The organism is Salinivibrio sp. IB643 (assembly GCF_001996105.1).
Lineage (GTDB): Bacteria > Pseudomonadota > Gammaproteobacteria > Enterobacterales > Vibrionaceae > Salinivibrio > Salinivibrio costicola.
Window position 1 is genome coordinate 16,854 of record NZ_MUFF01000027.1, and the last position, 22,129, is coordinate 38,982.

24 protein-coding genes and 1 pseudogene are annotated in these 22,129 nt (G+C 49.7%); 8 read left to right on the forward strand and 17 right to left on the reverse strand.

Annotation, left to right across the window (positions count from 1 at the left end; translation table 11 throughout):
• Window positions 1-92: 92 nt before the first annotated feature.
• Complete coding sequence (locus BZG77_RS11510) at window positions 93-335, reverse strand: DUF3283 family protein (protein WP_021022993.1); 243 nt, start codon at window positions 333-335, stop codon at window positions 93-95.
• A gap of 151 nt (window positions 336-486) precedes the next feature.
• Between BZG77_RS11510 and BZG77_RS11515 the strand changes: the two genes are divergently transcribed.
• Window positions 487-864, forward strand: coding sequence for a hypothetical protein (locus BZG77_RS11515; protein WP_021022994.1), 378 nt, complete (start codon window positions 487-489; stop codon window positions 862-864).
• Here the strand turns inward: BZG77_RS11515 and BZG77_RS11520 are convergent.
• The 5 genes from BZG77_RS11520 to BZG77_RS14850 form a co-directional block, all read right to left on the reverse strand.
• On the reverse strand, window positions 832-1,038 hold the full coding sequence (locus BZG77_RS11520; RefSeq protein WP_021023966.1) for a DUF1289 domain-containing protein: 207 nt from the start codon (window positions 1,036-1,038) through the stop codon (window positions 832-834). The two genes, BZG77_RS11515 and BZG77_RS11520, sit on opposite strands and share 33 nt — an antisense overlap.
• Window positions 1,039-1,133: 95 nt before the next feature.
• Window positions 1,134-1,802 (reverse strand): glutathione S-transferase family protein, encoded by a 669-nt coding sequence (locus tag BZG77_RS11525; RefSeq protein WP_077647339.1) that lies wholly within the window; start codon window positions 1,800-1,802, stop codon window positions 1,134-1,136.
• Between the two features lie 112 nt (window positions 1,803-1,914).
• Window positions 1,915-4,137: a proteobacterial dedicated sortase system histidine kinase gene (gene pdsS / locus BZG77_RS11530; protein WP_077647340.1), complete on the reverse strand. Its 2,223-nt coding sequence runs from the start codon at window positions 4,135-4,137 to the stop codon at window positions 1,915-1,917.
• Window positions 4,137-4,835 carry a proteobacterial dedicated sortase system response regulator gene (gene pdsR, locus BZG77_RS11535; RefSeq protein ID WP_077647341.1) on the reverse strand — a complete coding sequence of 233 codons (699 nt, stop codon included), beginning with the start codon at window positions 4,833-4,835 and terminating at the stop codon, window positions 4,137-4,139. The genes pdsS and pdsR overlap by 1 nt, the downstream gene beginning before the upstream one ends.
• Window positions 4,832-5,002, reverse strand: coding sequence for a hypothetical protein (locus tag BZG77_RS14850; protein ID WP_158011444.1), 171 nt, complete (start codon window positions 5,000-5,002; stop codon window positions 4,832-4,834). The genes pdsR and BZG77_RS14850 overlap by 4 nt, the downstream gene beginning before the upstream one ends.
• A 44-nt stretch (window positions 5,003-5,046) precedes the next feature.
• On the opposite strand from BZG77_RS14850, the gene pdsO reads away from it, so the two are divergent.
• Window positions 5,047-5,766, forward strand: coding sequence for a sortase-associated OmpA-like protein PdsO (gene pdsO / locus BZG77_RS11540; RefSeq protein ID WP_158011339.1), 720 nt, complete (start codon window positions 5,047-5,049; stop codon window positions 5,764-5,766).
• Window positions 5,767-5,860: 94 nt separating this feature from the next.
• Complete coding sequence (locus tag BZG77_RS11545) at window positions 5,861-6,289, forward strand: GNAT family N-acetyltransferase (RefSeq protein WP_077647343.1); 429 nt, start codon at window positions 5,861-5,863, stop codon at window positions 6,287-6,289.
• Here BZG77_RS11545 and BZG77_RS11550 read toward each other — a convergent pair whose 3' ends face one another.
• Window positions 6,290-6,817 carry a methylated-DNA--[protein]-cysteine S-methyltransferase gene (locus BZG77_RS11550; RefSeq protein ID WP_077647344.1) on the reverse strand — a complete coding sequence of 176 codons (528 nt, stop codon included), beginning with the start codon at window positions 6,815-6,817 and terminating at the stop codon, window positions 6,290-6,292.
• A gap of 22 nt (window positions 6,818-6,839) precedes the next feature.
• A complete protein-coding gene (locus BZG77_RS11555; RefSeq protein WP_077461364.1) occupies window positions 6,840-7,271 on the reverse strand; it encodes a DUF3010 family protein in 432 nt (143 codons plus the stop codon).
• 415 nt (window positions 7,272-7,686) lie between these two features.
• Between BZG77_RS11555 and BZG77_RS11560 the strand changes: the two genes are divergently transcribed.
• Together BZG77_RS11560 and BZG77_RS11565 are read left to right on the forward strand one after the other, a co-directional pair.
• Window positions 7,687-8,226 (forward strand): NUDIX hydrolase, encoded by a 540-nt coding sequence (locus BZG77_RS11560; RefSeq protein ID WP_021023003.1) that lies wholly within the window; start codon window positions 7,687-7,689, stop codon window positions 8,224-8,226.
• 17 nt (window positions 8,227-8,243) lie between these two features.
• Window positions 8,244-8,474, forward strand: coding sequence for a DUF3820 family protein (locus BZG77_RS11565; RefSeq protein ID WP_077647345.1), 231 nt, complete (start codon window positions 8,244-8,246; stop codon window positions 8,472-8,474).
• 77 nt (window positions 8,475-8,551) lie between these two features.
• Here BZG77_RS11565 and BZG77_RS11570 read toward each other — a convergent pair whose 3' ends face one another.
• Complete coding sequence (locus tag BZG77_RS11570; protein WP_077647346.1) at window positions 8,552-9,067, reverse strand: hypothetical protein; 516 nt, start codon at window positions 9,065-9,067, stop codon at window positions 8,552-8,554.
• 209 nt (window positions 9,068-9,276) lie between these two features.
• Here BZG77_RS11570 and BZG77_RS11575 point away from each other — a divergent pair, with 209 nt between their 5' ends.
• Window positions 9,277-10,974, forward strand: coding sequence for an SgrR family transcriptional regulator (locus BZG77_RS11575; protein ID WP_077647347.1), 1,698 nt, complete (start codon window positions 9,277-9,279; stop codon window positions 10,972-10,974).
• Here the strand turns inward: BZG77_RS11575 and BZG77_RS11580 are convergent.
• A complete protein-coding gene (locus BZG77_RS11580; protein WP_077647348.1) occupies window positions 10,971-11,621 on the reverse strand; it encodes a hypothetical protein in 651 nt (216 codons plus the stop codon). The genes BZG77_RS11575 and BZG77_RS11580 overlap by 4 nt on opposite strands.
• 362 nt (window positions 11,622-11,983) lie before the next feature.
• Here BZG77_RS11580 and BZG77_RS11585 point away from each other — a divergent pair, with 362 nt between their 5' ends.
• Complete coding sequence (locus BZG77_RS11585) at window positions 11,984-13,054, forward strand: L,D-transpeptidase family protein (protein WP_077647379.1); 1,071 nt, start codon at window positions 11,984-11,986, stop codon at window positions 13,052-13,054.
• An 87-nt stretch (window positions 13,055-13,141) separates the two neighbouring features.
• Here BZG77_RS11585 and BZG77_RS11590 read toward each other — a convergent pair whose 3' ends face one another.
• The 7 genes from BZG77_RS11590 to malT form a co-directional block, all read right to left on the reverse strand.
• Window positions 13,142-13,387, reverse strand: a complete 246-nt coding sequence (locus BZG77_RS11590) for an LPP leucine zipper domain-containing protein (protein WP_077647349.1) — start codon at window positions 13,385-13,387, stop codon at window positions 13,142-13,144.
• A 207-nt stretch (window positions 13,388-13,594) separates the two neighbouring features.
• Window positions 13,595-14,056 carry a copper chaperone PCu(A)C gene (locus BZG77_RS11595; RefSeq protein ID WP_077647350.1) on the reverse strand — a complete coding sequence of 154 codons (462 nt, stop codon included), beginning with the start codon at window positions 14,054-14,056 and terminating at the stop codon, window positions 13,595-13,597.
• Window positions 14,057-14,058: 2 nt separating this feature from the next.
• Window positions 14,059-14,646, reverse strand: a complete 588-nt coding sequence (locus BZG77_RS11600) for an SCO family protein (protein WP_077647351.1) — start codon at window positions 14,644-14,646, stop codon at window positions 14,059-14,061.
• The gene (locus BZG77_RS11605; RefSeq protein WP_077647352.1) at window positions 14,646-15,140 is read right to left on the reverse strand and encodes a hypothetical protein; all 495 of its coding nucleotides are present in this window, start codon (window positions 15,138-15,140) and stop codon (window positions 14,646-14,648) included. The genes BZG77_RS11600 and BZG77_RS11605 overlap by 1 nt, the downstream gene beginning before the upstream one ends.
• A gap of 3 nt (window positions 15,141-15,143) precedes the next feature.
• Window positions 15,144-16,073 carry a DUF368 domain-containing protein gene (locus BZG77_RS11610; protein WP_077647353.1) on the reverse strand — a complete coding sequence of 310 codons (930 nt, stop codon included), beginning with the start codon at window positions 16,071-16,073 and terminating at the stop codon, window positions 15,144-15,146.
• Window positions 16,074-16,187: 114 nt separating this feature from the next.
• On the reverse strand, window positions 16,188-19,085 hold the full coding sequence (gene pulA / locus BZG77_RS11615; RefSeq protein WP_077647354.1) for a pullulanase-type alpha-1,6-glucosidase: 2,898 nt from the start codon (window positions 19,083-19,085) through the stop codon (window positions 16,188-16,190).
• Window positions 19,086-19,277: 192 nt separating this feature from the next.
• Window positions 19,278-21,959 (reverse strand): HTH-type transcriptional regulator MalT, encoded by a 2,682-nt coding sequence (malT, locus tag BZG77_RS11620; protein ID WP_077647355.1) that lies wholly within the window; start codon window positions 21,957-21,959, stop codon window positions 19,278-19,280.
• An 18-nt stretch (window positions 21,960-21,977) separates the two neighbouring features.
• Between malT and BZG77_RS14755 the strand changes: the two are divergent.
• Window positions 21,978-22,082, forward strand: a pseudogene (locus BZG77_RS14755) (transposase); the annotation flags it as partial.
• Window positions 22,083-22,129 lie beyond the last annotated feature (47 nt).

Genomic DNA, 22,129 nt, shown 5'->3' on the forward strand with positions numbered 1-22,129 from the left:
TGCAGGGTGAGTGCGGTTCGGCACCAACTCACCGTGTTTGGTGCCTGAGTGTGTAAAACGTTGATCACGGTAAGTGTGAATGAAGGACGGTTTCAGCGCTCGGTCGTATCAGTCGCCGTTTCAGGGATAATAAAGGCCTCAGGTTGAGCGCGATACTTGTTAACAGATGATAAATAGACATCACGTTGCCAATCCACCAAAACATTGGCTTCTTGTTCGTAAAGGCTTTGTGGCGCTTGGTTATTCACCACTTTCCAGACGGCATACGCAGCTTGTTTATCAAGCTCTATTTTTTGTTTTTCGTCAGCTGGAAGGTTGGCTAAGTTGATATCCATTAGTGCGTTCTCATGGTAATCGGAATGAATCGATCCTAACCGAGCCGGGTGTGCTCGGCAAGATTTACCCGCGATTAACGAGGGACTGACATTATAATCTATGTGTCTGTTACGCTGGCCGCCATGTATTGTATACCGACTGGAAAACAGAATGACGTTTGACGAGCAAGACAGACAAGCTCTGCACCAAACTTGGATGTCTTACAAAGCCAAAGCACGGATCACACAAAGCGAAATGGCAAAAAAGTTGGAAGTGAGCCACCTAACATTTTCTCGCAGTATCCATGGTGATGGTGTACTAGAGAGCCGGTTTGTATTCGCCTTTTGTCATGTCATGGGCGTTGAGCCAAACAAAATTTTGCCCAGCTTACGTAATCGTGAGCAAGTTAGCCAAGACGTATTAGTTACCAACAAAGTCGTTGTTGATGGTGATATTGAAGCGGTTTACTACGAGGGCCATACAGTGATTATCGAATACCGTAAGCCGCTGGCGCCATCAGATGATACGACGCTTGAACGGGTTTCTTGAGCGACGAGCAGGTTCTGGCCGTTGTGGATCAGGCCTTTGTGAGAGCTGAGCCATAATTGCCGCACGTTCGTCGTCAGTCATTTTGCCCCAGTTGATGATTTCATCGAGTGTGCGCTTACAGCCGACACAGACATCGTCTTCACGACGACAATGACCAATACACGGGGTTAACACAGACGCTCCTTAACCTATCACGGGAAGGTAACGGACAGTCCGGCTGGCTACCCGTTACCTTGTTATGGCTCTTTGTTTTGAGTATATCGCGTTGTTTAACGTGTCACCATGCCTCTGGCTTGCTGGGCACGCTCTTCATCACTGGCTTCGGCGGACGCTGGGGTGACTAACGCGGTTTGGCACGCCGGACGTTCAGCCAGTTTATCGATCCAGGCTTTTAACGCGTCGAGTCCAGTGACATCAATACCACTCCATGCATGAATTCTTGCCCAAGGCCACGTGGCCATATCAGCGATCGTATAGCTATCACCGGCAAGGTAAGAGTGACGTTGCAACTGATGGTCAACAACCTCAAGCAGGCGGCGCCCCTCTTTTTGATAGCGTTCAATGGCAGCGGGGATGTTCTCTGGGAAATAACGATAGAAGACATTCGCTTGCCCCATCATGGGTCCAACGCCCCCCATTTGAAACATCAACCACTGTATCGCTTGTGACCGCGCCTTAGGATCTTCAGGTAAAAACTGCCCTGTTTTTTCCGCGAGATAAAGCAAAATTGCCCCAGACTCAAAGACTGGAAAATCGCCATTACTTTTATCGACAATCGCAGGAATACGCCCATTGGGATTAATGGCGAGAAAGTCAGGTTGTTTTTGTTCGTTAGCCATTAAATCAATGGGATGGAGCTGATAGGCCAATCCCATTTCTTCCAGTGCAATTGCGACCTTTTGACCGTTCGGGGTTGCAGCAGAATAGAATTCAATCATCGTTGCTCCTTGCTTTATCGGTAGGAGATTTATTCGCCACCAGGCTAATGAATTGGCTCTGATCGCGATGAGGTGTTCGGTTCAGTATTGGGGCCAATGCGTTTTAGATCAATCAATGGATTGTTATCTGTGCGATTGACCATGTAAGTGACAGTGTCACGCCGTCTTGTTGCGGACGGTGAGCCGCGGTGAGTTGAGCTTGATGAAAATCGGCAATAAGACGCGCAATATAGAGTCCTAAACCGAGATGAGGTTTATCGGCGCCGTGATGAGCGGGCCGAACACTCACCATAGAGTGAAAGAGCTGTGTGCGCATATCACTCGGGAGCAGTGGCCCGGTATTAGTGACGGTCATGGTCACTTTGTCAGCATGCACGCTAAGCGCAAGCGTAATGGGCGCCGCACCGTCGTCAAATTCCACCGCGTTGGCGATCAATTTGTCGAGCAACTGCGCCAAATAATCGGGGACACCTTCAAGCGTGATGATCTGTTCAGGGAGCGTCAGCGCGAACGTCTTTTCTGGATACGCCAGTCGATACCCTTGAGTGCATCCATCTAGCAGTGCATTGAGGTTAACAGGCTCTTTATCGGCGTTGTCAAAGCTTTGTTCTAGACGCGTCGCTTCGGTTAGCGTTGATAAAATGCCGGCAAGGCGTTGAACTCCATCTTGAGCGCGATTGATATAAGTAAGCTGGCTGGGATCGGTTTGGGTGTACGCCATATTTTCAAGCGAGGATCGTACGACAGCAATGGGCGTACGTAACTCATGGGACAGGCGCGAGGCCATTTTTTCTAGATACTGATTATAGCCAGCAATGCGTCCGACCATATCGGCAATGGTGCGTGACAGGCGACCAATTTCATCTTGGCTGTCTGCGGTTGTGATGGCGCCTGTGACGCGTCCTTGGCTGTCAATGGCGTGATCCGCTTCATGTTGTAAGCGACGTAAACGCTTAGCAATGTGCGAGCCAAATAACAACAGCAATAAAACGCCCGTGCAGATCACCGCGAGCATCACCGAGAAAAGCGTTTCGAGAGCGTCATTACGTAAACTGCGAATGCCATTGGTGGTTTCTTCAACGATCACCGCGCCCGCGACGTCATTGTTGAGCCAAATGGGGTAGGCGGCGGAGAGAATCATAGCTTGGCCATCATCCGAACTGCGCCACCCCGCATAAGGGCGCCCTTGTAGTGCCTGCTGTGCCTGTACACCTTTGTAAATAGAAGCTTGTTGCATCGCATCGATAAAATGATCAGGTGGTGTCACTAGCAAGCGATCGTACCAAGGGCGGAGCAGTGTATCGGTAAGCCAAGCAATCAATCCGTGGCGCGTTTGTGGCGCCGATGATGACTGCCAGACACCGTTTGAGGTTTGGATATCGCCATCTTTAGCAAGCACTCGGCTATGCGTATCTACGACCCAAACGCGCGACGCGTCATTATTCATGCGTTCAATAAGGGTTTGAATCGCGGCAGAGGGGGTCATAAAACTGCCAAGTGACGTCGGTGTGCGTGTGGAGGCTGTGCCAATAATGGCACGTAATGGGCGCTCGAAACTATCGTCCAGATCGTAGTAGGCCAGCCCGAGTTGTTGACCCACCCAATCTGATGGAAGTTTTATCTCAATTTGATAGCCAGTGTCTGTCGTACGCCATTTAGCGGCAATGGGTAAAGGTTGCGTCGGCCCCTCAGTTTCATGTTGATTGGACTTTACAGGCAATCCACTTGCTAAATGTGTCACATGAGCATCGCGTGAGCGCGGATCTTGGCTGAGGGCCACGCGGTAAAACGCGCCTTGGGGAGAGGTTAGTGCAACAATAAGATGATCCTGACTGGTGAGATCGCTCTGATCTTGCGAAGGGGTGGGGGTCGCATCGACAATATCGAGCGCTAAGTAGACGGCGTGGTCATTGCTTGCTGTCAGTACCGATAGGGATAGCTGCTCGCTGTGATAGGGGCGTTGATTGAAAATTAACCCGTCACGCTGATAATTGCGCTGATGCTGCTGATAGCGTTGCCACTCGCGTAGATCACCATCTAGAGTAATGGGGTGGGTAAGCCGAAAAGCATGCAAATCTTTACCTGGATCGAGGCGCGTTGGTGAGTGACGATGAGTGAAAAGTGCCGGTCGGTCGTTCATCCCCATTGCAAATGCGCGAGCTGTGCCCATCAGAGTTTGTTCTTGGCCCTGACGTAAGACGCTTTCCATCTCCCAGACATATTGATAACCCAGGTAAGGCAAAAGCAATAGAAAGCTAGAGAGCACGACAATTTTAGTTCGGATCCCGACCAAATAAGGCCATAAACCTTGAGTTAGCCGACGCCATCTTGCCATTATATTGGTGCCTCATCCCAGCGATACCCCATGCCATAGACCGTTCGAATACAGTCAAACTGGTTATCAATGGCCATAAACTTCTTCCGAATCCGCTTAATGTGCGAGGTAATGGTACTGTCATCCACAACAGCATGTGCCTCATCCATTAAAGCTTGTCGGCTCTTCACGTGTCCCGGGCGTTTAACCAGGGCATGGACCATCCAAAATTCAGTCACGGTAAGATCAATCAGCTGGTCATGCCAGTACACACGCATACGATCAAGATCGAGATAGAGCGGCCCAGATTGCAAGCGTTTGTCTTCTGTCGACGGTGCTTGTGCTAAGAGATCGCTACGGCGAAACAAAGCGGCAATGCGCGCCATCAAATGCGGGAGCGACACATCTTTGGTTAAATAATCGTCTGCTCCCATCCGCAATCCCACCACGGTATCGATATCACTATCACGCGCGGTCAGAAAAATAATGGGCACGTTCGCTGATAGTGCGCGTAATGCTTGGCATAGCGCAAAGCCGCCATCAATTTCATTGCCTAAACCAATATCAATAATGGCTAAATCAGGTAGCCGCTGCTCAAAAGCGGTTTGGGCGGATGGACGATCGGCGTAGGTATTAACCTGATAGCCTTGGCGACGAATCACATCGGCATAGTTATCGCGAATGGCGGCTTCATCTTCAACAATTGCTATCTGCTTCATGGTACGGGATAGGTCACGAGTGTTGCAGTGACTATACCCAAACTCAGCGCAGAGAAAACCCCTTTTGCCGGATTCCGCGCAATTGCCATATTTTTGCCATTATTGATCGTCACATTGCCATTTTTATAGCCGTAAATTGCCTGATCCGCTTGTTTTAATGTCCTCATTGCCAGCACGGCACAACACCCACTCTTTCGAGGACGAGAACACTATGGATATTAAAAAAGCACTCACACATTCTGTATTTGCGGTTTCTATGTTTGTTGTTGCAACACCACAAGGCATGGCCGCCACGCAAGTCGAGCGAGACAAAAAGCCAGAATTGATCGGTATGGGCAGCGGCGCTATTGCTGGTGCAGTGGTCGCAGGACCGGTCGGTGCGGTGGCTGGCGCCATCATAGGCACAGTGATGGGGCAAAATGCGAGTTTTGAAACCCTTGCGACTGAGCAGCAAGATACGATTGAAACCATGAATGCGAAAAACACGCAACTGAGCCTTGTCACGCAAAAATATAATGAGGCGCAGTTAGAGCTTGCCCGCCTGCGTGCAGAGCAACATTCTATTGAGGACATAGACTTGGCGATGAATATTCAGTTTCGAACCAGCTCGGCCGAGATTGAACCTCACTTTATGATTCAGCTGGATGAATTAGCGAATTTTATCCAACAAATGCCCGAGGCACAGTGGCAATTAGCCGGTTATGCAGACCCGCGCGGTCGTCAATCTTACAATCAAGATCTGTCTGAGCGCCGTGTACAGGCGGTAAGAGATTACTTGGTGTCAGTCGGGGTTAGCGCGAATCAGTTAGAGACGATTGCCTATGGCGACAGTCAGCCACTGGCCGATCAAGCCAACAATGAGGGCTTTTTCTTTGACCGTCGTGTCACCCTTTCACGAGTCAAAGGCGGGCAAATGGCACAGGCACAGTAATCGTCGCTTTATCGTTTTGGGGCTGGGCTACCATGCAACGGCCTAGCCCATAGCAAATGTTAGAGACTTATCTTCGGCAACCAAGGAAGACACCATGATTAGACCGGCAACCCTTCACGATATTGATGCTATTTGCGCCTTGTGTGTGCGCTGTCAGCCTGATCCCCTTTCGTTGAGTCAAATGAAGAAAACGCTCACCGACTTGATTCACGCAGAGGATGCTAATGTCTTAGTCGTAGAACTATGTGGATTGGTGGCAGGCGTGGTGGCATTCAACGTGATCTTACAACTGGATAAATCCAACCATTTAGGGCGTATCAGCACCATTATGGTAGATGAGCATTTTCGGGACATGACCCTCGGCCGCCAGTTGCTCAGTGCCGCGGAGACCTATTTACTGGCAAGAGGGTGTGATCAGATTGAAGTGGTACCGAGTTATCACAAAGCCGATGCGCAAAGCTTTTATCTGCACTGCGGTTTTCAACTCACGCCAGAGCGCCTGATTAAAGCGTTAGCGGCGTAGTCACGCGCCAAAGGCTTTATCTTTGCCACTTTGCGGACTGGGGAGCTTGGTTGGCCATTCGCCGGTTGCTTCCCACATCAACAAAGCTTGTTTGGCCGCAAGACCGCCCCCGTAGCCAATCAGCTGCCCTTGGCGGCCAATGATACGGTGGCAAGGAATGATGATAGAAATCGGGTTTTTGCCATTCGCACCGCCCACCGCTTGGTTGGCTTTTGGATTGCCGATGGCATTGGAAATGGTCTGATAGCTGGCAGTGTGCCCATACGGAATGGTTTGCAAAGCGGCCCACACACGGCGTTGAAACGATGTACCATGCGGGGCAAGTGGCAGAGAAAATGCCTGCCGCTTTCCTGCAAAGTATTGATCTAGTTGACGGCATGCTTCATCCAGTATGGGGCCACCGTCGTGCGCGATGCTTGCCGCTGAGGATGACGGTGCTCGGCGAGGCAAATATAGCCCCGTGAGCCCATTGGTATCCGCTTCTAGTGTCAGCATGCCTAATGGCGATGGATATCGGATAACTGGCATGACACATCCCTGTGGTCGATGATTACTTCTTATCTTGATTGCAATAGGCGCAGGCTGTTAAAAACGCATGCTCTTGAAACTGCTTTAAGCCCAATTCTTTTAGATTGACATCGATCGGGTGGCGTTTGAGTGTTTGCTTCATGATGTTATTAGGCAGCACTTCTGCTTCAACCCCATCGATAAGCTGCAAGACCGCTTCCATTTTAAAGCCCGCACTGCTTCCGGCGAATTTACCTTTAGTTTGACGCTCGCGGATCACTATCGTTTCTACTTGATAGTCTTCGACCAGCTTGCTCATGGTGCGGTGGAAATGTTGAATGCTTTCTTGTGATTCGGGTGATGGCACATTGATTTTCTTTGCTCGACAATCAGGTACCGAAAAAAGGTCATTCTCGCTATCTAGCAATACCAGGTTGGCTTCGTTGCCTTTTAGATCAACCGCGCATACTCTCATTGTTTTCTCTCTATCGTTTATTTAGCAAAGCCACAGTCTTTGGTGAAACACAGCCTTTGGCCAAAACAACCTTTGGCCAAAATGGTCACTGAGGCGAGGCAGTATACGCAAAAGCGCCTGCGACGTCACAGGATTAACAAAATGCGTCGACACAGATGTCTAGTGCCCAAAATATGCTGCCCCCCACTTTGACGCAGCTTTTCAATCGTTTCAGGTCGACGCACATAGCCAGGTTTTGCCATGCGTGTGCGGGAGTGTTCAATATGAATATCGGAAACAGTATTGCTCAAAGGGCGTACCCACGCTATTTAAATGCGGAGAAAATTAAGTTTCGGTGCGGACAAGACCAGCCGCTCTGTGATGCGCTATGTGTGATATACTCTCGCGCTTAATATCTATTTTTTCTGAGCGTTCTATGCAGATTATTGCCAAACATACCGATGAGCGGGTGCTACCGCTAGAGAGTAAAACTGTTATCAAGCGTGATGCAGCACGCGCGATTGTTTTGCAGGGTGATGAGATCTTACTGATGTATACCGCACGCTATGATGATTATTCACTGCCCGGTGGCGGAATTGACCAAGGGGAAACCCAAGAGCAAGGCATGATCCGCGAACTGCAAGAAGAGACGGGTGCCCGAGGTATCCGAGATATTGAACCGTTTGGTTGTTTTGAGGAATATCGTCCTTGGCATCGCGACGGCGCCGATGTGATGCACATGCTCTCTTACTGTTTTTATTGCCAGGTGGATCGTGAGCTTGGAACGCCGACATTTGAACATTATGAGCGACATAATGGGATGCGCCCGGTATGGGTACGTTTGAATCACGCGATTGCGCATAACAAAGCGGTGATGGCAAACAGCGACAAAGCGGGCCAATCGTTGGTACGAGAAACCATGCTCCTTGAGATGATTGCTCAGCAACGTGATAGCACCCAGCAAGCCACAGCGTAATCGGGTAGGATCGCTTCATGGACAAAGCGCAACTGATTAAATTGGCCAATATGCCCATGCCGTTTGGCAAATACGCCGGCCGTGTATTGATTGATCTGCCTGAAGAATACTTGCTGTGGTTTCAAAACAAAGCGGAATTCCCCGACGGCGAGCTCGGTGACTTGATGCAATTGTGCTTGGCACTCAAGGTCGAAGGCTTAGACAGCGTAGTTAAGCCTTTGATACGCCATGATAAAACACCAAGATGAGCATCAATCAAAATATCGAGTCGTTGATGCAGTAGGTACAATCGCGACGAAAGTAACACTCAATGTGTCATGATTGCTTAACGCGCTATCACCCATTGGCGGTTGTCGTCTGTCTTATCCATCATTGCGCGTAGAAGTTGTGCGCGGGCGTCGTCACTGGGTGCAATCAGATCATAAATACCGCTTATCGGCTGGCCGTTTTCTTGAGTGTCGACCCGCATGGCGGCGGCGCAGGTTTCACCATTTTGGGTGCCAATGCATAAAGAAACGCCGGCCTCAGCGACTTCTACGCCATCTTGAAGCGCTAATTGTGCGAAGTATGCCAGCATGTTTGCATGATCTGATTCTGGCCACTGTTTGGCTTGAAGCTTGGCGTATTGGATCATTAGTGGATGGCTATCAACCCAGTAAAGCGTTAATGGATGAGTGGCTGGGGCCGCAGGCATAACGAAGGGTTCAGGTGACTGAGTGGCGGCGTGATAGATATCATAGCCGGTGAGGCTTTCTTTGGTTGGAAACTGAGCTTGTTTGACATGACAAGCCATCCAACGTTGTTTGATATCAAAATGGGAAATAATTGCCGGCGCGTTCATAAACACCCTTTTCATTGCCTACAAAGGAAACGTATCATAACCGAGTCGGCGTCTAGAACAAACCGCCCCTCGCCAATGCCCGCCAATATAGCCTGCTAGAGATCACAGCTTAAGTGTGAGTGATTTAAATATGAGCAGACGTCATGTGCTGAGTTGCGTAAAATAGGAAATAGAAATCCCATTTATTGCGATGATTGAGTTCCTCTTTTATGTCTGGTCAGCGACTGCGTGCACAATTTACCCGCCTTTATCACCACTTTAACGGCGAAGATACAGATACAGCGTTACAAGCGATCGCCGATATCCTCGTGTGCACGCGGCGCAATGCGCGGATGGTCTTGAGTAAGTTAGAGGAGCATGGTTGGTTAACATGGCAACCGTCTGTTGGGCGAGGCAAGTTGTCACGTTTAACCTTTTTACGCAGTGAATCGGCATTGCGCGAAGAGCAGGCGGCGCAATGGCTTACACAAGGTAAAATCGATCAGGCTTTAGCCTGCTTGGATCACGATTCCACCAAGCTGGTCACCTTGATTCAAAAGCAAATGGGGCCGAGTACGCAAAATGGCCGTCAAATTGTGCGTTTGCCTTATTACCGTCAATTAGAAGAACTTGATCCACGTGGACCACTGCGCCGCTCAGAACAGCACTTGGTGGGACAAATATTTAACGGCCTAGTGCGCTATCGGGGCAATGATCGCATTGTCGTTGCCGATTTAGCGCATCATTGGGATGCCATATCCGCAAGCCAATGGCGCTTTTACTTACGACCGGGTGTCCGGTTCCATGATGGGCGCTTGATGACGGAGCATGATGTCATTGCTAGTCTTTCCAACCTCGCGACTCGGCGCTTTTTCGCCCATGTGGCAAGTGTGACATCACCTGGGCCAAGAATGATTGATATTCACCTCTCTTACCCGGATCCTCTTTTCGATCATGCGCTCACCCTCCCTGAAGCTTTAATTCTCCCTGCTGATTGTGATCATGATAAGCAATTTGCCTATCAGCCTGTGGGGACAGGCCCGTATCGCGTGGCTGAACGGCAAGCGCATCGTTTGGTGCTGGAAGCATTTGACGATTACTTTGGCTATCGCGCACTGACCGATGAGATCCAAATTATGGTATTCGACGAAGCAGCCATGTGTTATCTCACACCAAGTACCACGCTCACACCCGAGCGACTGGCAAGTCATCAGACGACGTTGAGTCAAAAACTCGAAATGGATCAGGGGGCCGGATATCTGTTGCTTAATTGTCGCGATGGGCTCGCCAAACAGCCAGCGTGGCGAGAATACTTACACGCCAAGTTGTCATCGCTGCAACTGCTACCACGCTTAGCCGCGCACGGCATGGGGGAGTATCGATTATTCAACGCGTATGGATTAATGCCAGGCTGGATGCATTATGTGCAAGCAGAGCGTGAGCTGACCGCGCCGGGCCCGACCTCTTTGACAGTCGCGTATTTATCAGACCACCCCTTATACCCGTTGATTGCGCAAGCCATAACCAAACATTTGTCTGAAGAGGGCATCACGGTGAATGTTTTAGCGCTATCTCCGGCGGAATATTTTAGTGGTCGTTACAGTCGCAAAATTGATATTTGGTTGGGCGCGATGAGCTTCGGTGAGCGCGGACAGGTTGGGTTATTCAACTGGCTTGGTACGCATGATTTGGTGTTACATGCCTGTACGGATGCGCTTGTTACCAAGATAGAGACAGAAACACAACGTTGGCGTGAAACACAAGATGATCATTGTGCTGAAACTTTGGCGCGTTGCCTGGTTGAACACCAGATGATCCCGTTATTCCATATTTGGATGGGAGTCATGGCGACGCCAGATTTACAAGATGTCGCGTCTAATGCCGTGGGGTGGTTTGACTTTAAATCGATATGGCACAAGCCCGGTTAAACCGTCGTGTGCTCTTCGATGCCAAGCGAAAAAGTCGCTGTCATGAGCAAGTATTTGTGCAGTGGTAGGCTGTCTTTTATCCGAAATAGAGGATGAAAGATACGATAGCGTCCTTCGGTTAATCCGAGGGGAGAAATGGCATCTGAGAGGCTAGTGGTTGCAGTTACGAGGCGAATACCTTGCGCTCGATAGGCATCGGCATGAATGGGCTGGTGGCCTAACCACCATGAGGGAACGGCTTTACTCGCGTTCGTCCGGTCAATCCAGTGATCGCTCACAATGATCACGCGTCCAGGCTCAGAAGGGTCAGTAATACCGTTGTTGAGTAGCCAAGCTACATCACGAACTAACGCGTCTCGACAGGCATTATTGCCACTAAGTAAGCGGTGCGCAAGGATATAAATCGCGCTGTCATCTAACTGGAGTTTGTACACGGTCTGGCTATGAGGGCGAGTGTCGTCGAGAAGATGAAACTGTGCCGGTCTATCATGCGCTTCAAGCACACGCATCAAGCGACGCGCTAACGCTTTACCCATATGCGTATCGCGCATGCCTCGATTGTGAACTGTCGGATAGTGATGTTCGCACAGCTTGACACAATCTTGCTGAAACTGGCGCAGTGCCAGCGAGACCAGATCATCTAACAAAAACGTTTTACTCCTACCAAAACATCGACACAGCGTTTGTGGCCAAATCGCCCTGTTCAAAGTATGCAGTATATCACTTAAATCACCCAAAAAATCAGCGAGAAACGCTACTTTGTGCGCACTTTCTCATCGTATACCATTTTACGCCAGCGGCTAACGACCGGCTCGCAGCACCTAGGCCCGGCAAGAATTTGCTTTTTGTTGCGAGCCTATTTGGTGTTAGGTTGGTGAAAAACAGGGGTTTAAAGTTATTGATAGATAGACGGGTGTCATCGGTATTGAGAGGAAAACCAAGCGTGAATATCAAGGAGCAGCTGGGGCGCGTGTTTATTTTTAGTCACTGCCTATCGATGCGTGGGCCAATGATTCGGCTCTCGACACGGGTAGGGTTGCTGCTGTGGATACTTTATATACCCACTGGACAGGCTGCGAGTTACCTGTTACCCACGGACGGAAGTCGGTTAGTCGGATCCCTTGAAACACATCAGGTTGAAGAGGGTGAACACCTTGAAGCCATTGCCAAACAGTATAATGTCGGTTTTTTAGCGCTATTGGCGCTGAACCCGGGTGTGGATCCCTACTTACCTGAAGCGGGCGCCTTGATACGTTTACCTCAGCAGTACTTATTGCCGAAACCGCCCCATGAAGGGATTGTGATTAACTTGGCTGAGCTTCGCCTTTATTACTTTCCCGCGCAGGATGCCGCGGTTACCGAAACCGGAGAGCCTCTTTCATCAACAGAGAAAAACACCCGTCGGCGTGTTCATATCTTTCCCATTGGTATTGGACGGATTGGGCGAGATACGCCAAAAATGGATACCTTCATTAGTCAAAAGCGAAAAAATCCGACATGGACCCCGCCTCAGAGCATTAAAGATGAATACCGACAAACGCGCGGAATCAGCTTGCCCGATGTGGTACCCGCCGGCCCTGATAACCCCCTGGGTAAACATGCGTTACGCTTGGGTTATGGGCATGGTGAGTATTTAATCCACGGGACCAATAAATCGTTTGGGATTGGCTTACGGGTCAGTGCAGGCTGTATTCGTTTGCGGCCGAATGACATTGCTTGGTTATTTGATGCCGTGGATGTTCGTACGCCTGTGCGTATTATTGATACACCGACCAAAGTGAGTCTTGAGCCTGATGGACGTGTAATGGTTGAGGCGCATCGCCCGCTCTCTGATACGCCTGATGAGGCGGATAAACGCATCACCCGAGCACCGGATCCAAGGATTTTATCTTTATTTAAGCACTTTGGCCTATCAACACAGCGTTACCGAGCGGCTTTAGTGGTACAAGAGGGGCTCCCGATTGAGGTTGCTTCTCTCACGTCAGCACAACAGGAAATCTGGCGACAGATAGAACAACAATCAACGTCTCAAGCAGATACGCTCGTCCCGTCAGTTAATCGCCCGGGAGTCAAAAAATAACAAACGGCGCATCGTGCGCCGTTTATTAAGATAGCTTACCGATTTAGCGTCTATTTATTTCAACGATGAGTAAGCGTTGTTAAAAGTTTATTTTGTGTATGACTGCGCCATATTATCAATGCGCTTATTCGCACGTTTGGCTTCATCATAGGCCATGCCTAATGTGTTTTTCGTCTCACTAACGTCATTTTTCATCATTGAAACGTCATTGGAGAGCGCGTCGACCTTTGCTGATAAATCATTGACGCTTTGTTGTAATGCGGTGGTATTGGTACAGCCCATCAATAAAACACTTGATACGACCGCAGCTAGAGCCATTGGACGGATTTTCATAGATAACCTCGACTGTTGTTTAAAATCGTCATAACGTTAGAAGTATCACGCTTAAACGTGATCACACCTAATCTTAGACGCTAACAAGAGATTTTGCTTGCCAACCCTTCACTTAGCTATCATACCTTGACGCAGTTAACACGAGATGACCGCTTTCGCCTTTTTTGGCTGTTTTTTGTGCAATCTTGCGGCCGCCGTTACTGCCTCTTATTCGCTACCGCTGTGATGTTTCATGCCAGCCATGACGGTTTTTACCGGAATTTGCTTGGTTAGCGTGTGGCCATCAGCGGTGGTTAATCTCAGTGAAATATGTTCCCCAACCTCTAAAGGTTTTACCAAGTCAAAGAGCATCACATGCAGGCCACCTGGCTTTAATGTGACTTGCTCGCCTTCAGGCACTAGGATTTGCGCAATTTGTCGCATTTCCATCATGCCATCTATCATTGCATGCTCATGCAACTCTACCCGTTTTGCCGCCGGTGTGCTCGCACTCACCACCCGTTTTAACACCTTGCTTTGATTATCGAGCACCATGAAAGCGGCGCTATTTGGTGCGCCAGGTGCAGTGGCACGCGCATAGGCATCATGAATAAAAAACTCACCATGGGCATGCACCAATGGGGCAACCATAAAAGCGATAGCGGCAATAAAAGATTTGAATGATGTCATTGCTATTCCTTGTTTTGTTCAGTCACCCGCTCAATGGCTGCAACCAGCATCTCAGGATTTAAGGTGTGAGGGACTTTCTCTACGAGTTCACCGTTCGGTGAGAGAAAATAAAAAAAGGAGCTATGGTCAACGGCATAGTCCATGGCGGAGTCTTCCAGCTCGGTGATGCGATACAACACACCATAGCGTTTCGCAAGTTGATCAATTTGCGCCTTGGAGCCGCTGACGCCTGTGATTAGAGGATGGAAAAAATGCGCATACTCGGCGGCTTTTTCGCTGGTATCACGTTTTGGATCCAGCGTGATAAATACAGGCGATACCGCCTTTTGCGTCGACTCTGGCAGCGACTTTAATGCCGCCGACAAAACCGCAAGTGATGTTGGACATACATCAGGGCAATGGGTGTAGCCGAAATAAACAATCCTTGGTCGGGGATCGTCAACATTATATAGGTTGAAAGGCTGCCCATCGGACTGCAACGCGCCAGCTTGCGCTTGTTGTTGTGTTTGTTGGTAATTGTCATAAAGGGCGCGTGCGCCTAAGCCAACACAAATGGCAATAATGGCGACTAGCCAAGCTTTTTTACTCATTATCGCTCCATGCGTACTTTAATGGGGAAATGGTTTTTTGCTTTGTTATCAAGCGTAATCGTGCCTACCCATGTCATGCTATCTTCTGTGCAGACGGGCAACATTAATTCTCCTTGGTAGGTTTGCTCATCGGTTTTTTTGAGCGCAAGCCGGTACTCACCCATGTTCATCTCCACGCCTTTGAGCTTGACCAGTAAGGTATCTCGCTCGAGTGGTTCGGGGCTGATGACCGTCAGTCTATTTGTATTCATAGGGCGCACCGTCGGCTCAGCGAGTGATGCTTGGTAGCCTTTATATTGGCAAGTCTGCTGATTGAGCACGCACGCATCTGTTAGCATGGATGAGTGTGTTGATGCGGATGCCGGGCTGTTTTCACTTTCAACAAAAGTGGTTAGCCAAGTTGGCGTAAAAAACGCAAGCGCCACCAGCATAATGATACTGGCAGGGATCAATAAACGGCGACTCACGGGCATGCGTGAGGATGAAACATTCATGGTTTAGTCCTGTTTAGGCGAGAAGCGCTCCAACAGCAATACCAGCACAAAGCCCGTAATCATGGCAATCACCGCGAGGCCAACTTGTGCCGGATGTCCCACGATTGCCTCGTACGCGCCCGGTAGAAGGTTATCTTGCATCAAAGGGACTTGTTCACCTGATGAGTTAGTCCGCCAGGTAAGAGTATGTTTCCAAGGCCAAATCTTACCCAATGTGCCTAACATTAAACCGGTAAGGAAGGCGAGTGTTACTGCATAAAAACGCTCTAATAACCAGGACAGTAAATGAGAAAAACTCAATAAGCCGACGATGGCACCCAAGGCGAGTAAGCCGAGCATATCCCATTGGCCTTGATGTACCGCGTCTAGAATCGGGCTATACATGCCGAGCAGTAACAGTATAAAGCTGCCCGAGATCCCAGGTAGAATCATGGCGCATATGGCAATGGCGCCGGATAAAAAGACGGTGAGCGGGCTGGCTGTCAATTGCAACGGATTAGCGACGGTGATCCAATACGCAAAGCCGATACCGATAAGCGCGGCGAGTACCGTTCTTAGCGTGATTTTAGGGGCGGGGAGCTGTTTGGCGATATGCAATGCTGATGCAATAATAAGACCAAAGAAAAAAGACCACAGAGGGATGGGATGGTTGGCCAGCATCCAACTAATGCCCTTCGCTAAACCTGCGATACTGCTTAAAATTCCGGCTAATAACACACACAAAAAGGTGCCGTTGATGTGTTGCCATACGGCCTTAAAGCCTTTGCGCCGCCAGAGCGAGAACAAGCTCGGGGTAATACGCCGAATACTTTCCAGCAATAGTGTATAGATGCCAGTAATAAACGCGATGGTGCCGCCAGATACGCCAGGAACGACGTCAGCGGCGCCCATTGCGATCCCTTTCAGATAGGTGGAGACCAGATTCTTGATCATAATGCCATTCATCGATAAAAAGCTAAAGGCTGCATTATACCGAGATGAATCGCGCGGGATAGAGCTGATTAAAAAAGGGGGAGCAAAACTCCCCCCGGAGACTCCGATTAATGGTTAAGGTTGGTGAGGTTTCTCGAACACGGCGACGGACCAAGAGGGTACGGTGAGTTTGCCGTTGGTTACGTGAGCGGCCTGTTGGTTATAAGCGATCGAGCCGTTGCCCGCATTGGCTTGTAAGCTGTGAAGCTGATAGCCGGTGGCGTTGATGTTATCAAAGGTATTGACCGCCGCGCCTGAGGCATTGATCGCGACGATAACCCCGTCACGCGTTGCATCAATTGTGCTGTCGTGCAGACTGCCACTGTTATCAAGCTGCATCACAATTAACCCGGGGATTTGTGAGGAGCCCGTGTTGTGAAAGCTGACACGTTGGTTGATCACACTGCCTTGGCCTAAGTGGAACAGCCCTGATGACATACGTAGTGCCACCAGCTCATTAAAGTAGCTGTCCATGTTGCTGATTGCCTGTGGTGTTGGTTTGGCCTCGCTGTTGTGGTTGGCAATCACGGTTTCAATCGTTGGCCAGTTGTAGCCGTCTTTATCTTCACGCGGCAGCCCTTGATCCCACTGCGTGGTTTGTTGAGTAAAGTCGACGCGGTTATACCAATCGCCTGAGTCGTAGGAGTCACGCTGCATGGATTTTGAACGAAGCAGTTCGCTGCCCATGTGAATAAAAGGCACCCCTTGTCCCAGCAGTGCAGTGGAGAGTGACACGGCTTGGGCACGAACGCGTGTCTCGAGTGGCATGGCGTAAGGGAATTTGTATTGATTGTTATCCCACAAGGTTTGGTTGTCGTGCTTGGAGACATAGTTTTGAACCTCCCAAGCATCTTGCGCGTAGCCAGCCGGTTGACCGTTGTAATCAACCTCGTCACCGCGCACGACATCACCATTGGCAATTTGTAACTGAAAATCTTTTAAGTTACCCGCCATACCCAAACGAACTAGATCGGCATTATGCAGGGCACTGGCTCTTTCCCCGCTGTTTTGCTGTTGTAAATCATTGGGGGCGACCCATTGACCATTACCAAAGCCTTGGTTTTTGCGTAGGTATTCGCCGCCATCGAATGGACCGCCGCCACGAACCGCATCCCGAAGTCGGTCAGAAAATGAGCCAATACCTGTGCCTGCCAGGTTTGCTTGGGTGGCTTGGACAAACTGGCGATCGTTGGCAACTTCACCGAAGTTCCAGCCTTCACCATAGAAATACACATCTGGGTTGATGCCACGGGCAACGGCAAGTGTGTGCTCGATCTGGGCCAACGGGTGATGACCCATCAAGTCCCAACGGAAGGCATCGATTTTGTAGTCTTTGACCCAGGTGGCAATTGAGTCATCGATCAGTTTGGCAAACATGCGATGCTCAGGCGCGGTATTTGAGCAGCAAGTGGATTGCTCAACGTCGCCAGTGACGGGGTTAAGGCGCTGATAATACCAAGGCACGACTTTATCTAGCACAGAATAGGGCCCTAAACCTGCTTGGTGGGTGTGGTTGTAGACCACATCCATCACCACATTCATGCCGATATTCTGTTTAATCGCCATGATCATTTTACGAAACTCGAGGATACGCGCGGTGCCCTCAGGTTCGGTGGCATAACTGCCTTCGGGCACGGTGTAATGGAAAGGATCGTAACCCCAGTTAAAGCTGTCGTATTGACGCATCGCCGCCATTACCGTTTGCACATAGGGGGTATCAGCACTGTCTTGGGCGGCTAAATCCGTTAAGGCCGCTTGGATGGTTTGATTGTTGTCGCACTCACTGGCCAGCCTCGGGGTATCTTTTAGCGAGGGTGCTTTGTCACATAGCGCGGAGAAGCGGTCGATGACATCGATACGCTGTGCCGCGTCCTCGTTGATGGAGGCAATGTCAAACACGGGGAGCAGGTGCAAGTGAGTGACTCCAGATTGCGCAAGCGCGGTTACGTGTTTGACCGGCTCAGTGGTGTTTTGTGTAAAAGCAAGGTACTTACCGCGCAGGTTTTGGGGAGTAGATTGATCGAGCGCGGAAAAATCACGCACGTGCGCCTCATAAATCACACCGTTGGCGGGATTCTGCTGCGAGTGAGGCGCACTCAGCGTATCCCAACCACTGGGTTTAAGCGCTGATGCATTCAGATCGACCACCTGTGAATAGCTTGAGTTGGTCGACAAGCTATGTGAGTAAGGATCCGTGACTTCGAGACGCTCGATACGATGCGTAGCAGGGTGATAGACCGACAGTTGATAACGGTAATAGTCTCCGTGGTTTAGCGCAGTGGTGGCGACATGCCAGCTTCCCGACTCGGCGTCGAAATCCATTTTAATGGGCGTTTGGCGCTGTTTTGGCGCGCCTTCTTCGCTAGCAGCTTGATAAGGCACGAGTGACACTTGCTGTGCGGTAGGAGCCCAGAGACGAAACTCAGTGTGTCCAGCGTCAGGAATGGCACCAAAGTTAAGTTTTTCGGCGTGTTCTGCATACAAGGCATCGAGCGCGCGGGCCGGTTGCACATCGGTTGCGGTTAATACGGTATCACCCTCTTTGGCGATAGCGAGAAGCTGCCCTTTGAGCCATTGCTTCAGCGCAACATTGGCGGAAACAAAATCAAAATCGAACCCTTTGACGTTACCTTGCAAATGGGGAAACGATGCCTGCCAATTATCGCGGGTGGCAAGGGTAGATTCGACACTCGCGGTGGCGTTTTCCACCTGCTGTGTGTCCGGGTTATAGCGCATCGTGCCATCAGCGGAATAATACAAGGTCAGCGAGGTGGCGTTGGTTTGATGAGTGAGCAGGGTATCGGCGTCAGCAAATAGCACACTGGCATCGCTGGTGCCCGCATCACGAGCGCTGGGGGTTGGGCTGGTATCAACATTAGGGTTATCGTCATTCAATTGACAGCCTGTTAATACAATCGCCGAGGCAATCGTAAAAGGCAGTGCAAGAGGATGTTTTTTTAACGGATAATTCATCAGGTTGACCTTTAATGCTTTGTAGGGAGGTCAAGCTTACTGAGAAGTGAATTGCACCAACTGTGATCGCGTTATAACTCAGTACATCGATGAGAAAATTTTTTGATAATTCAACAAAGTATCACAAAATGTAGGCTGAGGCGGAATAATAACTACTCCCCCAGAAATCTCTGAGGGCGTAGTGGTGCGAGGTTAATTGCCCATCAGTTGCAAGAGGTTTTCGGCGGTGACGACCGCTTCTTTGCGATTGGCAATGTTGAGTTTTTGATAAAGGTTACGGATGTGGGTTTTAATGGTTGTCCCGGCGACATCCAGTTCATGAGCAATTTGCTCGTTACTGAATCCTGAATAAATCAAGCCAAGTACCTGCCACTCCCGCTGGGTCAATGAGCTGGTTCGTACTAATTCAGGAACGTTTGGATGCTTCACCAGTTTTTCGACAAAGGCTTCATCAAAGTGGGTTGAGCGAGAGCGTTGATGGCTGGCGATTTCTTTCAGTAACTGTTGTGCACGATGACGTTCTAACGCGCCAAGCGCTTGTTGTTCGATCAATGCATGCAACAGCGATGAGATAGCGTCACCCTCAATTAAAAAGTTACCCATCATACCCGTCTGATTAGTGAGTAAAAGCGCTTCTTGAAGCTGCATTTTCGCATACTCAGTTTCATGCTCTTTACTGGCGAGCACCGCTTCCACGATAAGATTTCGGTTCTTATCTGTCACGAGATTGGCTTGGTTCGCCTCGCGACGGAGAAAATCAATGGCTTGGCGAGCCTGATCATACTGACCTAGATGGAGGTGCGCCCGGGCGATATTACGCCATTGAAGCTGGCTAAAGTGATTACAGGCCGATGCGGGGCGAACGGCTTGATGGAGCCACTCCTCCGTATGAGGAAGCTCGTGTTTGGCTTGCCAATAGAGTAACAACGATAAAGACGCGTTAGCGGTCCAATCGACATGATAAACCGACTCACGTAATAGATGCTCAATATGCTCAATGTGCTTGGCAGCTTTGTCGAGTTCACCGCGGCTGACCGCGACGCGAGCGAGCATGGAATAACTGTGTAAATGCATGCTCGGGGGCTGATTCTCTAGCACTTGGAGCCCTTTGTAGGCACAGGCTTCGGCTTCGTCTAAACGGTTCCAACACCAAAGAATTTGTGCGCGAAGACGTAAAGCAAATTCATGTAAAGGAACTTGGTGTAATTGCTGATCTTCAATGAGTTGATCGGCACTGTCGAGCAGCTCAAATGCCGCTTGCACATAGCCTTGTGCCAGAAGAATTTCACTTTGTTGTAAAATTGCCCAAAGTGCCTGGTGATACACTTGGTGCTGGCGAGCGAGTTTTTCCGTTTGTTGCATCATCGATAAGGCACGATCGAGCTCGCCGAGCACATGGTTCACCTCGCCAACGACAGATGTCGCGACAATACGGCCACGGTAATTGGCGCTATCTAGTTGCTCAAGTGCTTTTTCAGCCAGGCGCATGGCCCGCTCTGGGTCGTTAGCATTAATTGCCACCTGTGCAAGTAGCGCATTGGCATTGCCTTGATAATCAATGTCGAGCGGTATTTCGCGAGCTTGATAGGCTTTTTCTGCACTTGCTAATAGCTCACCCACTTCATGATAGCGATGCTGGCTTTGTGCAAGCCAAGCTCGAAGTAGGCTTAAACTCGGATACTGGTACAAGTACTCGTTATTTAGCTTGCTGATAGCCGCTTCGAGGGTCGATAGCTCCCCACGGTTAAACATCCGCCAACCATATTGATTCAGGATATCTGCCAACAGGGCATCATCCTCGCCATAACGTGCGTGGCGCAGTGCTTGATGTGGCGATTCAAGCTTGAGCCAAGCTAAGGCCGCTTGCCGATGCAGTGTTTGTTGCTGCTGTGGGATCCGAGCTTGGCGCTCATGGGCGAGAAATTCAGCAAATAAATGGTGAAAACGGAACCAGTTGTTGTCGCCTTCGAGTGGATAAATAAATAAACCGTAGCGATTCAGTGACTCCAGCATCCCCAACGCGTCATCGCGCTCCGTTAAGGCATAGACTAATTCATCGTTGAACATTTCTAATACCGACACTTTCATCAAAAACTGACGGGTTTCAGTATCAAGTAAATCAAACACTTCTTCCGCTAAATAGTCCCAAAGGTGGGCATGGTTAAAGCTGGCACACGAGGCCGCGCTTTGCATGAGCGTACGCTTTTGGTGCTGTGCTTGAATCGCAATCAGTTGCAATGCTGACGGCCAACCTTCAACGTAGGTACACAAGGCATTGGCGGTTGACTCATCGACCCCATTGGCCACGCGTTGATTAAAAAAGCGGGTGGTCTCTTCGTTATCAAAGGCGAGTAATTCGTTCCCGATTTCGATCATTAAGTCACGAACACGCAAGTTCGCGGTGCCCAATGGCGGGTTGGCTCGTGAAGTGACGACCAAAGTGAGGTTATCCGGCATGTGCTTGATGAAAAAACGCATGGCTTCATGGATTTCTTCGTTATCAATAAGCTGATAATCATCCAATACCAGATAGCTGGTAGCATGAAAATTCGCTAACTCGGCAAACACATCGGATAAAAGTGCACGAAGCGATGAGAATTGGCGCTTCTCAGCAAGCTTAATGGTGTTTGCGCAGCCTTCTTGCGTGGCTTGATGCAGGGCTTGTAACAAGTAGTTAATAAAGCGGAAGCTATCATTGTCACTGTCATCAATACTAAACCAGCCAACATGGGACTGATCAGCCAGCCATTGTGCGGCCATGGTTGTTTTGCCATAGCCGGCGGGGGAGCGGAACATCACTAATTTATAGTGAGGCGCTTTGTAGTGGCATAGTGAATTTGGCCACCTGATTAGAGGTGTTAAGATACGCCTCATAGCATGACAGGTGAAACCATGACCAAACGCACAAGACGTACTTTCAGCGCTGAATTTAAACGTGAAGCCGCTGAGCTTGTTCTCGAACAAAACTACACGATTATCGAAGCAGCTACTGCCATGGGCGGCATAGTGAATTTGGCTGTAGTGGCATAGTGAATTTGGCCACC

Coding starts and splice junctions, on each gene's coding strand:
- BZG77_RS11510 (WP_021022993.1), bottom strand. CDS start 335: ATGGATATCAACTTAGCCAACCTTCCAGCTGACGAAAAACAAAAAATA.
- BZG77_RS11515 (WP_021022994.1), top strand. CDS start 487: ATGACGTTTGACGAGCAAGACAGACAAGCTCTGCACCAAACTTGGATG.
- BZG77_RS11525 (WP_077647339.1), bottom strand. CDS start 1,802: ATGATTGAATTCTATTCTGCTGCAACCCCGAACGGTCAAAAGGTCGCA.
- pdsS (WP_077647340.1), bottom strand. CDS start 4,137: ATGGCAAGATGGCGTCGGCTAACTCAAGGTTTATGGCCTTATTTGGTC.
- pdsR (WP_077647341.1), bottom strand. CDS start 4,835: ATGAAGCAGATAGCAATTGTTGAAGATGAAGCCGCCATTCGCGATAAC.
- BZG77_RS14850 (WP_158011444.1), bottom strand. CDS start 5,002: ATGAGGACATTAAAACAAGCGGATCAGGCAATTTACGGCTATAAAAAT.
- pdsO (WP_158011339.1), top strand. CDS start 5,047: ATGGATATTAAAAAAGCACTCACACATTCTGTATTTGCGGTTTCTATG.
- BZG77_RS11545 (WP_077647343.1), top strand. CDS start 5,861: ATGATTAGACCGGCAACCCTTCACGATATTGATGCTATTTGCGCCTTG.
- BZG77_RS11550 (WP_077647344.1), bottom strand. CDS start 6,817: ATGCCAGTTATCCGATATCCATCGCCATTAGGCATGCTGACACTAGAA.
- BZG77_RS11555 (WP_077461364.1), bottom strand. CDS start 7,271: ATGAGAGTATGCGCGGTTGATCTAAAAGGCAACGAAGCCAACCTGGTA.
- BZG77_RS11560 (WP_021023003.1), top strand. CDS start 7,687: ATGCAGATTATTGCCAAACATACCGATGAGCGGGTGCTACCGCTAGAG.
- BZG77_RS11565 (WP_077647345.1), top strand. CDS start 8,244: ATGGACAAAGCGCAACTGATTAAATTGGCCAATATGCCCATGCCGTTT.
- BZG77_RS11570 (WP_077647346.1), bottom strand. CDS start 9,067: ATGAACGCGCCGGCAATTATTTCCCATTTTGATATCAAACAACGTTGG.
- BZG77_RS11575 (WP_077647347.1), top strand. CDS start 9,277: ATGTCTGGTCAGCGACTGCGTGCACAATTTACCCGCCTTTATCACCAC.
- BZG77_RS11585 (WP_077647379.1), top strand. CDS start 11,984: ATGATTCGGCTCTCGACACGGGTAGGGTTGCTGCTGTGGATACTTTAT.
- BZG77_RS11590 (WP_077647349.1), bottom strand. CDS start 13,387: ATGAAAATCCGTCCAATGGCTCTAGCTGCGGTCGTATCAAGTGTTTTA.
- BZG77_RS11595 (WP_077647350.1), bottom strand. CDS start 14,056: ATGACATCATTCAAATCTTTTATTGCCGCTATCGCTTTTATGGTTGCC.
- BZG77_RS11600 (WP_077647351.1), bottom strand. CDS start 14,646: ATGAGTAAAAAAGCTTGGCTAGTCGCCATTATTGCCATTTGTGTTGGC.
- BZG77_RS11605 (WP_077647352.1), bottom strand. CDS start 15,140: ATGAATGTTTCATCCTCACGCATGCCCGTGAGTCGCCGTTTATTGATC.
- BZG77_RS11610 (WP_077647353.1), bottom strand. CDS start 16,073: ATGATCAAGAATCTGGTCTCCACCTATCTGAAAGGGATCGCAATGGGC.
- pulA (WP_077647354.1), bottom strand. CDS start 19,085: ATGAATTATCCGTTAAAAAAACATCCTCTTGCACTGCCTTTTACGATT.
- malT (WP_077647355.1), bottom strand. CDS start 21,959: ATGAGGCGTATCTTAACACCTCTAATCAGGTGGCCAAATTCACTATGC.